The sequence below is a fragment of the Synechocystis sp. IPPAS B-1465 genome, from assembly GCF_003015225.1.
Taxonomy (GTDB): Bacteria; Cyanobacteriota; Cyanobacteriia; order Cyanobacteriales; family Microcystaceae; genus Synechocystis.
In genome coordinates, this window is sequence record NZ_CP028094.1 from 841,955 (window position 1) to 857,466 (window position 15,512).

The 15,512-nt window shown below is 50.2% G+C and carries 13 protein-coding genes and 1 pseudogene; 9 read left to right on the forward strand and 5 right to left on the reverse strand.

What is annotated here, in order from left to right:
• Positions 1-17 precede the first annotated feature (17 nt).
• A complete protein-coding gene (gene rplC, locus C7I86_RS04010) occupies positions 18-659 on the reverse strand; it encodes a 50S ribosomal protein L3 (protein WP_010871979.1) in 642 nt (213 codons plus the stop codon).
• Positions 660-1,150: 491 nt separating this feature from the next.
• Here rplC and C7I86_RS04015 point away from each other — a divergent pair, with 491 nt between their 5' ends.
• Positions 1,151-1,621: a Dps family protein gene (locus C7I86_RS04015; protein ID WP_010871980.1), complete on the forward strand. Its 471-nt coding sequence runs from the start codon at positions 1,151-1,153 to the stop codon at positions 1,619-1,621.
• Between the two features lie 37 nt (positions 1,622-1,658).
• Here C7I86_RS04015 and C7I86_RS04020 read toward each other — a convergent pair whose 3' ends face one another.
• Positions 1,659-2,267, reverse strand: coding sequence for a chorismate lyase (locus C7I86_RS04020; RefSeq protein WP_014407082.1), 609 nt, complete (start codon positions 2,265-2,267; stop codon positions 1,659-1,661).
• Here C7I86_RS04020 and C7I86_RS04025 point away from each other — a divergent pair.
• Together C7I86_RS04025 and C7I86_RS04030 are read left to right on the forward strand one after the other, a co-directional pair.
• Entirely contained in the window at positions 2,226-3,440 is a 1,215-nt protein-coding gene (locus C7I86_RS04025; RefSeq protein ID WP_010871982.1) for a metallophosphoesterase, read from the forward strand. The genes C7I86_RS04020 and C7I86_RS04025 overlap by 42 nt on opposite strands.
• Positions 3,441-3,527: 87 nt before the next feature.
• Positions 3,528-3,920 (forward strand): DUF1823 family protein, encoded by a 393-nt coding sequence (locus C7I86_RS04030; RefSeq protein WP_010871983.1) that lies wholly within the window; start codon positions 3,528-3,530, stop codon positions 3,918-3,920.
• A gap of 91 nt (positions 3,921-4,011) precedes the next feature.
• Here C7I86_RS04030 and petJ read toward each other — a convergent pair whose 3' ends face one another.
• Positions 4,012-4,374: a cytochrome c6 PetJ gene (petJ, locus tag C7I86_RS04035; RefSeq protein ID WP_010871984.1), complete on the reverse strand. Its 363-nt coding sequence runs from the start codon at positions 4,372-4,374 to the stop codon at positions 4,012-4,014.
• A gap of 180 nt (positions 4,375-4,554) precedes the next feature.
• Here petJ and C7I86_RS04040 point away from each other — a divergent pair, with 180 nt between their 5' ends.
• The 6 genes from C7I86_RS04040 to C7I86_RS04065 all read left to right on the forward strand — a co-directional run bounded on the left by C7I86_RS04040 (position 4,555) and on the right by C7I86_RS04065 (position 10,493).
• Positions 4,555-5,856, forward strand: a complete 1,302-nt coding sequence (locus tag C7I86_RS04040) for a sugar ABC transporter substrate-binding protein (RefSeq protein WP_010871985.1) — start codon at positions 4,555-4,557, stop codon at positions 5,854-5,856.
• A gap of 263 nt (positions 5,857-6,119) precedes the next feature.
• On the forward strand, positions 6,120-7,013 hold the full coding sequence (gene argB / locus C7I86_RS04045) for an acetylglutamate kinase (RefSeq protein ID WP_010871986.1): 894 nt from the start codon (positions 6,120-6,122) through the stop codon (positions 7,011-7,013).
• Between the two features lie 127 nt (positions 7,014-7,140).
• Positions 7,141-7,794: an urease accessory protein UreF gene (locus C7I86_RS04050; RefSeq protein WP_010871987.1), complete on the forward strand. Its 654-nt coding sequence runs from the start codon at positions 7,141-7,143 to the stop codon at positions 7,792-7,794.
• A 155-nt stretch (positions 7,795-7,949) separates the two neighbouring features.
• On the forward strand, positions 7,950-8,591 hold the full coding sequence (locus C7I86_RS04055; protein ID WP_020861538.1) for a DUF3386 domain-containing protein: 642 nt from the start codon (positions 7,950-7,952) through the stop codon (positions 8,589-8,591).
• 59 nt (positions 8,592-8,650) lie between these two features.
• Entirely contained in the window at positions 8,651-9,631 is a 981-nt protein-coding gene (locus C7I86_RS04060) for an ATP-binding cassette domain-containing protein (RefSeq protein ID WP_010871989.1), read from the forward strand.
• 131 nt (positions 9,632-9,762) lie between these two features.
• Positions 9,763-10,493 (forward strand): IS1 family transposase gene (locus C7I86_RS04065; protein ID WP_102014004.1). Its coding sequence is split into 2 segments (ribosomal slippage): positions 9,763-10,093 and positions 10,093-10,493, totalling 732 coding nucleotides; the frame shifts between segments, so codons are not numbered across the junction.
• 22 nt (positions 10,494-10,515) lie between these two features.
• Here C7I86_RS04065 and C7I86_RS04070 read toward each other — a convergent pair.
• Positions 10,516-11,327: pseudogene (locus C7I86_RS04070) on the reverse strand (IS5-like element IS5Sa2 family transposase).
• A gap of 215 nt (positions 11,328-11,542) precedes the next feature.
• Positions 11,543-15,496 (reverse strand): DNA-directed RNA polymerase subunit beta'', encoded by a 3,954-nt coding sequence (locus tag C7I86_RS04075; protein WP_010871994.1) that lies wholly within the window; start codon positions 15,494-15,496, stop codon positions 11,543-11,545.
• Between the last annotated feature and the right edge of the window lie 16 nt (positions 15,497-15,512).

Below are 15,512 nucleotides of genomic sequence, written 5' to 3' on the forward strand. Positions count from 1 at the left end.
CGGATAAAAAAGGCAACTTAGCCCCGACCAACGGTTTTCGCAGGGGTGATGTTCAACAAAGTGCCGGGTTTACCAGGTAAAGCCCCTTTGATGATCAGCAAGTTCCGCTCCGCATCCACCCGCACCACTGTCAAGCGACGGACGGTAACCTGGGAAGCCCCATACTGTCCGGCCATTCTTTTACCGGGATAGACCCGACCGGGGGTAGTACCAGCTCCCGTAGAACCGGGCAGACGGTGGTTTTTGGAACCGTGGGTCATGTTACCCCGACGGAAATTATGGCGTTTTTGGTAGCCAGCAAAACCCCGACCCATACTTTGACCGGCTACATCGACTAGGTCTCCAGCTTGGAAAATGTCCGCTGTGACTGCATCCCCGGGTTGCAGGTTAGGAGCGTCCGTCAAACGGTACTCCTTCAAATGACGCATAGGATCAGTGTTCGACTTCTTCAAATGTCCCAACTCAGGCTTGGACAGCGCCTTTTCTTTAACAGGCAAAAAACCGACTTGGATAGCGTTATAGCCGTCGGTGTCCTGGGTTTTCACCTGGGTTACGGGACAGGGACCCGCTTGCACCACCGTCACAGGGATGGAAATGCCGCTTTCTTGATCAAATATCTGGGTCATGCCCAGCTTTGTTCCTAAAATACCGATAGACACGGTAACCCTCTACCTAAATAAAAGTGTAAATAAACAAGCAGAAAGGCTCCCCGGACATAAAGCGACGACCAGCGGCAATAACCTTTGGTCAACAGCTTCATAGCCAGTGAATAACTAATTCAGTTACGTCGATGGAGCGTTTCAATCAAGCTTTGCTTGAGAGACCACCTTCGGCCCTAGCGGTAGGGAGAGTTAGTCCTACATAGGCACAAAAGGGGGATGACCGCAATTCCTGATCAGACTTAAAAGCCTAAGCATTCAGTATCCGCAGGGGGTCGTAAAAAATAGCAGTGGAACGTTTTGATATTATTTCTATCTAATATCCAGTTTTGACCGCGATTAATCATCATAGCCCTAAAGGGAATCCCCGTCAAATTAATTTTCTTCCTAGGCCATGCCCCAACCTTACAAGAACAAGCATTCTTTCGTTGACGCGCAAATTTCGTTAAAATGGTACTGTGTTAAATTTTGTTAAACGGAGATAATCCAGTATGGCTACGATTAATATCGGCATTCCTGAAGCGGACCGCATCAAAATTGCAGAGTCCTTGAAAAAACTGTTAGCCGATACCTACACCCTTTATCTACAAACCCACAACTTCCACTGGAACGTTACCGGCCCCCAATTCCGCGACCTCCATCTCATGTTTGAAGAACAGTACAATGAGTTGGCCCTGGCGGTGGATGACATTGCTGAGCGTATCCGCAGTTTGGATGTTTTTGCCCCCGGTACCTATAAGGAGTTCGCTAAACTGAGTTCGGTGCAAGAAGTGGACGGCATTCCCACCAGCAAAGAAATGGTCGATATTTTGACCAAGGGGCACGAAACCATTGTCCAGTCCTGTCGGGATGTGCTCAAATGCTCTCAGCCTGCCGATGATGAGTCCACCATCGCTTTGGCTTCGGACCGGATGCGGGTCCATGAAAAAACGGCTTGGATGTTGCGGGCCATGAATAAATAGGCTTTAGCTTTAGTCCTACCTACTCCTGGCTGGAGCTTTACTCAAATTTTGGCCTAGGCAATTCGCCTAGGTAGCGGGATAGGTAGGGGGAAAAAATTTCGTAAATTAGGGTTAGGGGTTTACGGTCATGCCAGAAAAGGTAATGACGGCCCCAAAAAGGCCCTTCTTGGCCAAAAGCCTTAGCTAGGGTCCGATTATGGCCGCAGTATATGGCTTGGATATCCCGATACAGCTCGGTGTGCAACCGGGAAAGGCTGTCCCAAATGGGTAAACTACGATTTTGCAAATACTCGTCCACATGGCTAGCATCCCACCAGGAAACCGCATAGGCCAGTCTTTGGCCAGACTTGGTCCTTAGCCATACCTGTCGCCGCAGGTGGGGGCCGGGCACCGTGTTAATTTGGGGGGGAGCGCCGTCGTCCCTGGGGCTCACTGGAGCCATGTCAATCACATCCACCTCTGTCTTTTCCCCGGTGAGTAGTTGCAGGTGCCTGGTGGGGGAACCATCCCCGAGGATGAGGATCTGCCATGGAGGGGGCAGGACGCTGTGGGGTAGACCATGCCTAACGTCGTGTTGATCCCCCTGCCAGAGTAGGTCCAGTGAATGCCAAGCAAGGGAAGGGGAAACGGCCGGAGAAAGCTTCAAGGGGAAATGCCTGTGCGTTACAAAACTTTACATTTTCGTGACTTTTCTGATGATAACAAACTCAAGCTACGGCGGTGGGCTTTCTGGGCTATGGCGATCGCCGTTTTTGTTGGGATCATTAGCGGGTCATGGTTAACTTCCCCAGGGGGATCGGTGGGGCTTGGGCAGACACTTCCACCCCGGAAGGATTTACGCATAGCAGTGATCAGTGACCTTAACAGTGCCTATGGTTCCACCAGTTATGAGCCGGAGGTACACAAGGCGTTGGAGCTAATTCCCAGTATGAAACCGGATCTTGTCCTCTGTAGTGGAGACATGGTGGCGGGGCAGAGTCCTAAATTAACCAATGCCCAAATTCAAGCCATGTGGGAAGCCTTTGACCGGGGGGTGGCCCATCCTTTACGACGGGCTGGAATTCCCTTTGGTTTTACGATGGGGAACCACGATGCTTCCGGTGCTCTGGATCAAAATCGTCGTTTTCGGTTTCAAAATGAACGGGATTTGGCGGCCCGTTATTGGCGCAACCCGGCCCATGATCCAGGCATAACTTTCCTGGATAAAAGTGATTTCCCCTTTTATTACACCTTCACTCAGAATGGTGTTTTTTTTCTGGTCTGGGACGGGTCAACTCATCTTATACCTGCGGAAAAATTGGCTTGGGTAGAAAAAGCTTTGGCCAGTGCTCCGGCTCGGCAAGCTAAGTTACGACTGGCGATCGGTCATTTGCCTCTCTATGGTGTGGCGGAAGGTCGCAATAAGCCGGGGGAGGTGATGGCCAACGCTGAGCAGTTAAGGGCCTTGTTGGAAAAGTATAATGTTCATACCTATGTCAGCGGGCACCAACACGCTTACTATCCTGGTCGGCGAGGAAATTTGGAATTGCTCCACACGGGCCTATTGGGGGCGGGCCCCAGAGCTTTAATTGGTCAAGAACGGCGATCGCCAAAGACGTTAACCATTTTGGATTTCACGTTCGATCAACCGGGGCAGGTGCAATACACCACCTACGACATGAAGAATTTGGCTACTGTGAGACTGGAATCTTTACCCCGGTTTCTGTTGGGCCATAATGGTCGGGTAATCCGTCGCGACCTGAGGCAAGGGAATTTAACCCCAGCGGAACAGCAGGCCTGCATAAAAAATTTAGGTTCTGCCCTATGCAATACAAAGTGAGAAATGGAGCCCTAGGTATGGTGACCAATGGCTAGTTAAAACTACCATGGGGGTTTGTCCTCAGACTTGCCAATTTTGCGTCAGACCATGGCTGAAGTTATCCCCAACAATCTTCCTCCCCTCACTAAAGACACTTTCTGGGCCATCATTAACCAGGAAATCAGTGATGAGGTAGTCAACGCTCTACTTGCTTACTATCTTGGTTATCGATTTGATGGCGATCGCCAAAAATGGGAACTGGGAGAAGTGGAGTCAAGCTGGGCCCAGGAATATCCGGTCCCCCCCAATTTCATCGAAAACCGTCCCCCCACAGTGAAGTTGACCCGTTCTATTCCGCCGGAAAATAAACAATTGCTCAAGGAACAGTTGGGCTTTACGGGCTACAAAATTGGTGAGTTTACTCCCCGCCACACCCGCCGCGCCACAGCGGTCAATTGGCTACTTAGTTACATGGCCACACATAATCTGCTCTTGCACTGACAAATGCATCGACAAAGAAATGGGCCAGGGAAACTCACTCAACTCCCCAGCCCCAGATTCTCCCTGATCAAACCATTGAAAACCAGGATATCTACCAGCCCTTTTCCGCTTGATCAAGCACGTAGGCCGCCACATCTTCCATGTCGCTGTCACTGATGCGACCCTTAAAGCCAGGCATAGCGCCATTACCATTGGTGATCTGGGCCACAATTGCCGCCACGGAATTTTTACCATTGGCTTCCAAGTCTGCCATTTTTAAGGTTTTGCTGGGGTTGATGGCATTAAGGCCCCCATTATGACAAGCGGCACAGTTACCGGCAAAGATAGCTTTACCATGGGCTAGGTCAGCGGCTAGGGCGGTGTTACCCAGGGAAAAAATCCCCCCCAGGAAAATTAGACAGGGGAGGGCAATGCCAAAAAAAATTCGGCTAGCTTGGTTGAATAATTTAAACATTAGTTCTCCTTTCAAGGATAAAGTCTTCAAGACGCGAAGGTATTATGGGAGGCGGTCCAGGCAAAGTCAAAAGACAATCTGTCAAAGTTGCGGTCAAGCTAAAATTGGCTAGGTTTGTGAAGTGGCCATGGCAATGCAATTCCTGAACCACTGTTTTTTATTCTTTCCCCAGCTTTTACGATGGTTTCATGGTGCCGATGGCGATCGCCAAGACGTTGGTTTTTGTTTGCGTGTCTTGGGCTGTTGCTCAGTGGATTAATCAGTTGCCAGAGCAATTCCCCCCAGAGCATGGAGGGGAAAGTCAGCTTTTGGACTATGCAATTGCAGCCAAAATTTAATAAGTATTTTGACGACTTGATTAGTACTTTTGAGCGGAACAATCCGCCGGAGCAGGTGAGTTGGGTAGATATTCCTTGGAATGCCATGGAGAGTAAAATCCTCAGTGCCGTCTCGGCCAACACAGCCCCCGATGTGGTCAACCTAAACCCCACCTTTTCCTCTTTATTGGCTAGTAAAAATGCCTGGCTGAATTTGGAAGAGGAGGTGAGCGCAGAAGTTAAGGCTCGCTATCTGCCCAGTATTTGGCAAGCTAACAGCTTAGGCAACGGTGAAGTATTCGGTTTTCCCTGGTATCTCACCACCCGCATTACCATCTATAACCAGGATTTATTGCAACAGGCTGGATTATCTACCCCGCCAGCAACCTTTGCCGAATTGGCGGTGGCGGCTAGGGAAATTAAGGCGAAAACCGGTAAATATGGCTTTTTTGTCACGTTTTCCCCTTCTGATTCCGCCGAAGCCCTAGAAAGCCTGGTACAAATGGGGGTACAGTTGGTGGACAGTGATGGCCGGGCCACTTTTAACAGTCCCGCCGGCAAAGTGGCTTTTCAGTATTGGGTTGATTTGTATCAACAAGGATTACTGCCACCGGAAGTGCTCACTGAAGGCCATCGTCGAGCGGGGGACCTTTATCAGTCCGGGGCGATCGCCTTTTTATCGGCAGGGCCAGAGCTATTGGCTAGTTTGGAGAAAAATGCCCCCAGCATTGCTAAAGTTTCCGCCGCCGCGCCCCAAATTGTGGGGGAAACCGGCAAAAGAAATGTGGCTGTAATGAATCTAGTCATTCCTCGGAGTACCAAAAACCCCACTGGAGCAATTAAATTTGCTGAATTTGTGACCAATACGGACAACCAATTTGCCTTCATCAAAGAAGCCAACGTTTTGCCCTCCACCATTGGCGCTGTTGACAAATATCGACAGGAGTTGGCACAAATCAGCAACGCCAGTTCCTTGGAAAATGCTCGTCGGGTAGCATTGGAACAATTGCCCACCGCAGAGGTGTTAATTCCTCCCATGGCCAACCTTAACCAACTCAAGCGTATCATCTACGAAAATCTTGGAGCGGCGATGGTGGGCAACAAAACAGTAGACCAGGCCCTACAGGATGCGGAACAAGTCTGGAATGACAATTTGAAAGGCTAGACAAAGGCGGTCACAGTCAAGTCTTCCACATAGCCCAGCCGTTGTCTTTATCTACTTTATCTAACCCTTCCGCCCGTAGAGATGGGCAGAAATAAGCACAACTTGCAGCGGACCCATTGCCAGGGGCATTACTGAGAATCTTGCCACAATCAAGGCAACTGTTAGCCCTGAACAGTTTTGACGTTGCCTTTAGCATTTAAACTGACAGGCAGTTTTGCTCCCCGGAGCTAAAACCCATCTCGACCATTCACCTAGCGATCGCCATGAGCAGTACCCAAGATTATATCGGCGAGGAAGCCGCCACCAGAGTCAAAATCCTCAGTGAAGCTTTGCCCTACATCCAACACTTTGCTGGCCGCACCGTGGTGGTCAAATATGGAGGGGCTGCCATGAAAGACAGCAACCTCAAAGACAAGGTAATCCGGGACATTGTCTTTATGGCCTCCGTTGGCATTCGCCCGGTGGTAGTCCATGGCGGAGGGCCAGAAATTAACACCTGGCTAGATAAGGTGGGCATCGAACCCCAATTTAAAGATGGGTTACGGGTCACCGATGCGGCCACCATGGATATTGTGGAAATGGTACTGGTGGGTAGAGTCAACAAAGAATTGGTCAATTTAATTAACCAAGCCGGAGGAAAAGCCGTGGGACTTTGTGGCAAAGACGGCCAACTGATGACCGCCCGCACCATGACTAATAAAGATGTTGGTTTTGTGGGGGAGGTGAGCTCCGTTGATGCCCGGGTGGTGGAAACCTTGGTGAAAAGCGGTTATATTCCCGTCATTTCCAGTGTGGCGGCGGATGAATTTGGCCAAGCTCACAATATCAATGCCGACACCTGTGCTGGGGAGTTGGCCGCAGCCCTAGGGGCAGAAAAACTAATTCTCCTCACTGACACCAGGGGCATTTTGCGGGATTATAAAGACCCCTCCACCCTAATTCACAAGTTAGATATTCAACAGGCGCGGGAATTGATTGGCTCCGGCATAGTGGCGGGGGGCATGATTCCCAAGGTTACCTGTTGTGTGCGTTCCCTAGCCCAGGGAGTAAGGGCGGCCCATATTCTGGATGGCCGTTTGCCCCATGCTCTGTTGTTGGAGGTATTCACCGATCTGGGCATTGGTTCGATGATTGTGGCTTCGGGCTATGATCTCTGAGGTGGCCAAGATTTTTTCACCCCCTTGAACAATGGATTAAGCAATCATTTTGGACGATAATCTTTTACCTTTGCTCTCAGGTTCTGCCCAGTTAAAACTTTTGCAATTGGTCAGCCCGACCCTGCCGGTGGGAGCCTACAACTATTCCGAAGGCTTAGAATGGTTGATAGAACGGGGAAATATTACTAATGCTGATACCTTAGGAGCGTGGATTACCCAGGAGTTATGCCGGGGGTCCATTACGGTGGACACAGCCATTATGGTTCGAGCCCATCGGCTTGCCGGCCAAATGCCCAAGACTGATATTTTACCCAGCCCCACTCTCAAACATTTATCCTATTGGAATCAATGGTTAACAGCCACTAGGGAAAGTCGGGAATTAAGAGAGCAAAGCTTGCAAATGGGAGGTTCCCTGCGAAAACTGTTGTTGGATTTAGAGCCTACTGTGCAATCTTGGTTTGAGCCAATTCCCCCCACGGAACCCTGTAACTACGCGATCGCCTTTGGATTAGGGGCGGCTTTTTGGGGCATTGATCTCCATCAAAGTGGGTTGGGCTATCTCCACAGTTGGGCTAATAACCTAATTTCGGCGGGGTTAAGACTGATTCCGTTGGGGCAAACCGCAGGTCAAAAATTGTTATTGCATTTAACACCCACCATTTTGCATCAATGGCAGCAAATTTTATTGCTGGGGGATGATGATTTGTACAGTTGTAGTTGGGGGTTAGCCCTAGCCAGCATGGGCCATGAAAGTCAATACACTAGATTATTCCGGAGTTAGCTATGGATAAGTAGTAGACAAATAATTGTCTATGCAAAGCATTGTGAGATTACATGGGGAGTTATAGCCAATTAGACCTAGATATATCCCTTTGCACAAAGTACCGGCTCCTATGTAATGCTGGTGATAGCCTAATTAGTCTATTACCTCATCCTATGACTGCTACTGTTACAGCCCAAGAAGCCTTCCGAGCCGCCTATGAAAACCGCTACACCTGGGACGAAAATTTTCCCGGTTATCGGGCCCATCTCACCGTCACCCAAGGGGATGAACGCTACGAAGGGGAAGTGGAGGTGAAGGCGGACTACACTGTCACCGTGACTGGTTTTAGTGACGAGACGGTACAGGAAAGCGTTTATAACCAAATGCGGGACATTGTTACCCACCGCAAACAAGGGAATTTTGAAAAGTCCCACGGCAAAAATGAGTTTAGCTTTGGGGAAACCGATGCTTCCGGGGCGATCGCCATTGATGTGAAGGGAGATGCCATGGGGTCGAACTATAAAATCCGGGGCACGGAAATTTGTCAGGTCAGTCGGGTGATGGGGCCGGTGGCTTTCACCATCAACACCGAAGAAAGTTTGGATACTGGTTCCGGCTACATTGCCATCAAATATAATGCCATTTTTAAAGACCCTAAAACTGATACCCTCAAAGGCAAACGGGACTTCACCGAAACCTATGGGGAATTGGGGGGCTATTACCTACCCACTCAACAAACCGTAGAGGCGATCGCCGCTGGGGGAGAAAAAATCTTCACCGATTTTAGCTTCACTAATCTAGAACTTTTGGCATAGGTGACGACGTTTTGTCTAGCTTAGTAACTCCATTGGGATCAACTTCTGCCCCCACCATTGTGGTGGAAAATTTGAGCAAGGTTTATCCCATTGCCCTCAAATCCCCTGGTCTGAAGGGAACATTGCAACATTTTTGGCAGAGACGTTACCGCCAAATTTTGGCAGTGCAAGATATCTCCTTTACCATTCCCCCTGGGGCGATGGTGGGCTTCCTCGGTGCCAATGGAGCCGGCAAAACCACCACATTGAAGATGCTCACGGGGCTAATTAAACCCTCGGGGGGAAAAGTGCGGGTGGCGGGCTTTGATCCCTTCCGTCGGCAGACAGCTTTTTTAAGGCGCACTAGTTTAGTAATGGGGCAAAAACAACAGTTAATCTGGGATTTGCCCACCCTGGATTCCCTGCGCATCAATGGGGCGATTTACGAAATTCCCGACCAAGTCTTTGAACAACGGCTGGGAGAATTGAGCGAAATGCTCGATTTAACCACAGAATTAAAACAACCGGTGCGTAAACTTTCCCTGGGGCAAAGGATGAAGGCGGAATTGTTAGCCGCTCTGCTCCACCACCCCACCGTTTTATTTTTGGATGAACCCACCTTGGGACTGGATGTTAATGCCCAAGTGGCGGTGCGGCGGTTTTTGCAGGAGTACAATCGGCGTTACCAAGCCACAGTGTTATTGACTAGTCATTACATGGCAGATATCACCACCCTTTGTGAGCGAGTGCTATTGATTCACCAAGGACAGTTGATGTATGACGGTGATCTGGAAGCTCTGGTGGAACGATTTTCCCCTTACCGACAAGTGGCGGTGGAATTATCTGCCCCCATACCTTTGGAAAAATTACAGCTCTATGGCGAAGTGGAGAGTGTGGAGGGTCTACTGGTGCGCTTTTTGCTAAAACGGGAAAGCCTCACCACGGCGATCGCCAAACTGTTAGCGGAGTTGCCAGTATCGGATTTAAGCGTATCTGACCCCCCCATTGAAGAAATCATTGGCCGTCTATTTTCCCAGGGCAATTTGGATAATAAACTTTGATCGGTGTTAGAGAGAGTTACACAATTTCTCGGACTATTCCAAGTGGGGAGGAAAATTAGAGACCGGAGAGAGCTTCAAATAGATAATGATATGGCATGATAGAAAATATTGGGTAATGAGATTTTGCAAAGATGTCTACACACTGTCACTGTCCTCAATGTGGTCATGGGAATGTTGTCAAAAATGGCTTTGTCAAGGATAAGCAACGATTCAAGTGTAAGAGTTGCCAATATCAATTCACCAATCTCTCCAAGGAAAGAGGTAAACCTCTCTGGATGAAACTAGAAGCGGTCTTACTGTACATGAGTGGTATGTCAATGAATGCCACAGCAAAACTCTTGGGAGTTTCCACTCAGTCAGTGCTCAACTGGATTAGGGATTTTGGCGAAGCAAACTACGAGAAACCGGCTCCAGACTCAGCAATCGTAGTGGAATTAGACGAACTGTGGCATTTTCTCCAGGCAAAAAAAACAAGTTATGGCTCTGGAAAGCATATGACCGTGTTACTGGGAGACTCATCGACTGGGAACTGGGAAATCGTGATAGTCAAACCCTAAGTCGTTTGCTAGAGAGACTGGCAAAGTGGAAAGTGACAGTGTACTGCACCGATGACTGGAGGCCCTATCAACAACTGCTGGATGAACATCCCGATGCGTTTCATGGGATTAGCAAAAGAGAAACAGTAGGAATTGAGAGAAACAACTCAGATAACCGCCATTGGTTTGCTAGATTTCATCGCCGCATGAAAGTTGTCTCCAGGTCAGCCCACATGATTGATATCACCATGGCAATATTTGCCAAATTCAGGGTCAATGGTAACACAGAACCACTGCGGGACTGGCGCCTCTCATTACTCTCTTGAAACTCTCAACCATAGAGCCCATTTATAAAGTGGTAGAAGTAGCAGAAAGACGACGCAACATAATGCGAGTCATCACGGCATAAATAGCCGCTTCGCTCATTTCTGGTAGATGCTCATAATCCTTACTCAAACGACGATACCAGTTCAACCAACCGAACGTCCTCTCGACAATCCATCTTTTTGGTAAGACCTCAAAAGACTTCCCTGAACGACTAATCACCTGGACTTTGGCTTGAATTAAGAGCCAGATGGCTAACCCAAAGGTATCACCTCGATAACCCTGGTCTACTAACATGCTCTTGACAGACTCGAGGAGTTGAGTTCCTTCTTCAAGCAAACTCATCAGAGCATAAGCTGTGACGATGCGTTCACTTGCATTTGCTTCGGTCACTATCACTTTTAAGACTAAGCCCAGACTATCGACGATTAGATGACGCTTTCGTCCTTTCACCTTCTTACCTCCGTCAAAACCGTAGACTTCCCCCTTTTTTCGGTGGTTTTTACCGATTGACTATCTGCCGCTATCACGCTGGGCTCAAGGCTCTTGCCACTCTGGAGGCGGCATTGCTCCAACAGCCTTAGATTGAGCCTTTCCCACACGCCATGACGTTGCCATTTACGGTAATAGCTATAGACCGTGCTACTAGGAGGAAAGTCATGGGGTAACATTGCCCATTGACAACCCGTTTTTAGTTGGTAGTAAATACCATTACAAACCGCTCGCATATCTGTGGTTCGTGGGTGTCCTCCGGGCTTTGCGGGAGGAATCATTGGTTCAAGTATTGCCCATTCTGCATCGCTCAGGTCTGTTTCATAGGCTGTCAGACTTTTCATGCTCTTTGTCTCCTTCTGCTCTTACTCTTAGTTTTCCTTTTTTTCTTCTCCTACTTGCTATCCATTACAAGACTTTATAAATGAGCTCATAGCAGCCCGCAAAAAAAATAATCCCCGCCCGGAGAAGGGAAGGGATACTGACTAGCTAGAAATATCTAGAAATATAAAAATAGGGATGCTGAACGTCCGCAAGCTCGGGGCATAGGAGATTACCCTTAATCCTCATCATCCCCAAAATCGTCATCGTCATCCATATCGAAATCATCCTCATCGGTGTCGTAGGTTTCTTCAAACTCTTCGTCATCCTGACTGAGTTGAGTGCCGGCATAGGCCCGGGCCCTAGTGTCGTCCAAAAGGTCGTCATCGGCTTCAACTTTTTTAGTTTTCACCTTGGTGGCGCTAGCCTTTTTCTTCGTCGTTGGTAATTCAATTGGCTCAATCATATAGCCTTGAATATCGTCCTGGGTTTCAATCAATCCCAACACTTCCTCATGGCTACTGAAGCCAGTACCCGCAGGAATAAGACGACCAATGATCACGTTCTCCTTCAGGCCCCGTAACCAATCGGACTTGCCTTCGATTGCCGCTTCGGTAAGCACCCGAGTGGTTTCTTGGAAGGAAGCCGCACTGATGAAACTATCGGTATTCAAAGAAGCTTTGGTGATACCAAGCAATACAGGAGTATAGCGGGCCGGAGCACTACCAGTGATGCCCATGGCTTCATTAACCTGTTCCACTTGGCGTAATTCCACCAATTCCCCTGGGAGCATGGTGGTGTCTCCCCCATCATCAATGCGGACTTTGGCGGTCATCTGCCGCACAATTACCTCAATGTGTTTGTCAGAAATATCCACCCCTTGGGATTGATAAACCGTTTGCACTTCATTGACGAGGAATTTTTGCGCCGCTTGCAGTCCTCTCAGGGCCGCTTGGTAACAACCGTCCTTGTCCACGTAGTAGCTGAAGAACACATCCAAAATTTCGTGGGGATTGTTGTAGCCATCGGTGAGGGCGTGGCCTACGTCAATGCGTTGTCCGTCGGTGACCATGGCGTTTTGTCCCGGTAACAGGGGATATTCGCTCACGGTGCCGTCGTCTTCCACCACTTTGATGTCGACACTCTCATCTTCCAGGTATTCCACCTGACAGACCCCAGGGGCCCGGGCCAGGACGCAGGCTTCTTTAGGTTTACGGGCTTCCAACAGTTCTTCAATCCGGGGTAAACCCTGGACGATATCCCCGGTTTTAGCCCGCTCAAACACCAGCAGCACGAGGTTATCCCCCCGTTGCACCAGGTCGCCGTCTTCGATGTGGAGCACTGCCCCAGGGGAAACCCGATAGGGTCGGGCTCGGCGTAACACTAACTGATAGTTGTCCCCTTTGCCGTTGATTTCCAGGACTTTGCCGGACTCCTCCAGTTTGACCCCGGGCACCAATTCCTGCCCTGCCACCAAGAGTTGTCCTGGTTTGACTTCCGGGGCACTTGGCAGATCCACCACCAGGCGATCTGCTGCCCGTTCCAGTAACACCCGGCGGATGGATTCCTGTCCTTCCTTGATACCCCGCACAGTGCCCGCTTCCTTACATTGAATTTCGGTACGAGCCACCACCGCTCCGGGGGGAATTTGGTCGCCATCTTGCACCAGTAAGCGGGTTTTGGAGGCTCCGCCGAGGGGATCGGATTCCTGGTCCCGGCGTAGTACCAAAGATTCTAAAATCACCAACTGTAAGCGCTGGCAATCTTCCTCTTCGTCGTCCTGGAGTTCAATATCGGCGGAAAGGTGGGAAATACCTTCGTTACCACTGCCATAAATTTCCAACACCAATTGGGTGCTGAGCAGGGGGGCCCCTTCGACGGATTTAACCCGATCGCCGTCTTTATAGAATAGACGTTGCACTGAGCGCAATTCAATCTGGCGGCCCCCTTCTTCGTTTTGGGAACCCTGGGAGGGGGCGGCGGGCTCATCAAATACTTTGTACTCTTCCACGGGGCGTAGCAGCAAACCATTGCCTTCGGGACTTTCAATCCATTCGGCCTGGCTGAGGGTGCTAACGGTAACACCGGGGAAAACATCCTGCCCTGGTTGCAGCAACTGGCCGCTTTCAATTTTCACCGAACCGGGGTCCACATCTTGGTAGAAGTCACCGGGTTTGATAATAATTTCCCGCAGAATATCGTTTTTCTGCACCACTTCAACGATGCCGCTGGATTGGCAGAAAATGTCCTTGACCACTTCCGTGCCCGCTTCCACATACTGGCCATCTTCCACAATTAACAGGGAAATATCTTTGTTAATTTCGTGGGTTTCTTCGGGAATCCAGAGCAGGGTACCCCCTTTAGTGACTTCATAGCCTTGTTTGCGGCCGCCCTTAGCCACTTCCACGCCGGCATAGCGAATCATGCCCCCGGTGGTGGTACGGTAACGGTCGTCGATTAATTCCGCCACAATGCTGTGGTTCTGCACTTTGGTACCGGGAGCGGCTTTGAGCAGGAAGCGTTGCTTATCGGCCGTGTAGATAACGTATTGTTCCCGGCCGCCACTACTTTCCAGCTTGACCTGGGCTTGATCTAACAGCACAGAGGCGGTGATGATTTCAATTTCCCGGTTACTCACAAGGCGCACCACCCCACCGTCGTTGGTGACCAGCTTGGTTTCGGCCATGATGCTGCCTACTTCCACCTGCTCGTCATTTTTCACCACGGGTTCTGCCCCAGGCGGTAAGTTATATACTTCCCCGGAAAGGATCCAGACTAGACCACCCCGTTGGGCGATGCGGGTGGTGTTCCCCTGACGGTCAGTTTTTTCCTCCGGCACCAGGCGATCGAACAGCACTTCTCCGGCCAGATCCCCAGCTACGTCCTTGGTGGCCCGCTCCGTGGAACGTTGGGTTTTGGAGAGGGAAATTTCCGTCATCAACTGCCCCGCTGTCACCGTCTGTCCATCCTGCACAAACAGTAGGGAACCGGGGGTGAGGGAGTAGGTTTGGGTGGCAGCTTTTTTGCCTTCCCCTTTCCAGATTAAATCCCCGGCAATTTCCACCTGCTCCGCATCTTCCCCGTGGCGGGTACGGACTTTACGGGTGCTTAAACCTTTACCCCATTTGACGGTGCCGTCTTCGGGCGCTTTCTCTTGGCGGGCCACTTCCCCGGTGAATACCCCCCCAGTGTGGAAAGTCCGCATGGTCAACTGGGTGCCGGGTTCCCCGATCGATTGGGCGGCGATAATGCCTACCGCTTCCCCTAGGTCAACTTTGTGACCATGGGCCAAGCTCCAGCCGTAGCAGTTTTGGCACACGGACCGGGCCGCTTCACAGGTCAACGGCGATCGTACATAAACCTCATCGGTGACGGCGGCAATGCGGTTTGCCAAGGCTTCGTCAATTTCATCGTTCCGTTTGGCAATAATTTCTCCGTCCGGGCCCACCACATCCTTAGCCAGCAAACGACCAAACAGGCGATCGGCCAAGCTGATTTTTACCTGGTCCCCATCGGTCATGGCGGTGACCCGTAGACTGCGCTCGGTGCCACAATCCTGTTCCCGCACAATTACGTCCTGGGAAACGTCCACCAAACGCCGGGTGAGGTAACCAGAATCCGCCGTCCGCAGAGCCGTGTCCACCAGACCCTTGCGGGCACCATAGGAAGAAATTACATACTCAGTAACCGTCAGTCCTTCCCGGAAATTGGTTTTAATGGGCAAGTCGATAATTTCCCCCTGGGGATCCGCCATCAAGCCCCGCATCCCCACCAATTGCCGCACCTGGCTCATGTTCCCCCGGGCACCGGAGAAAGCCATCATATAGACGGAGTTGAGAGGATCGGTTTTGCGGAAGTTAACCACCACCTGATCCTTCAACTCCTCCGAAGTACCGTTCCAGGTATCAATTACCTTTTGGAACCGTTCTACCTCGGTGATTTCCCCCCGAGCATAGCGTTCCTCCGTGGTGCGAATTTCCTTTTCCGCCGCCTCCAGCATTTGCTTTTTCTCTGGAGGAATAGTTAGGTCATCTACACTAATGGAAACCCCCGCTTTGGTGGCAAAACGAAACCCCAGTTCCTTCAGTTCATCAGCCAACTGTGAACAGCGGGCAGAACCGTAACGACGGTAGGCAAGGGCAATGAGTTTTTTCAGGCGGCCTTTGTCGATGGTGTAGTTATAAAACGTCATAACGCTCCAAGATTGA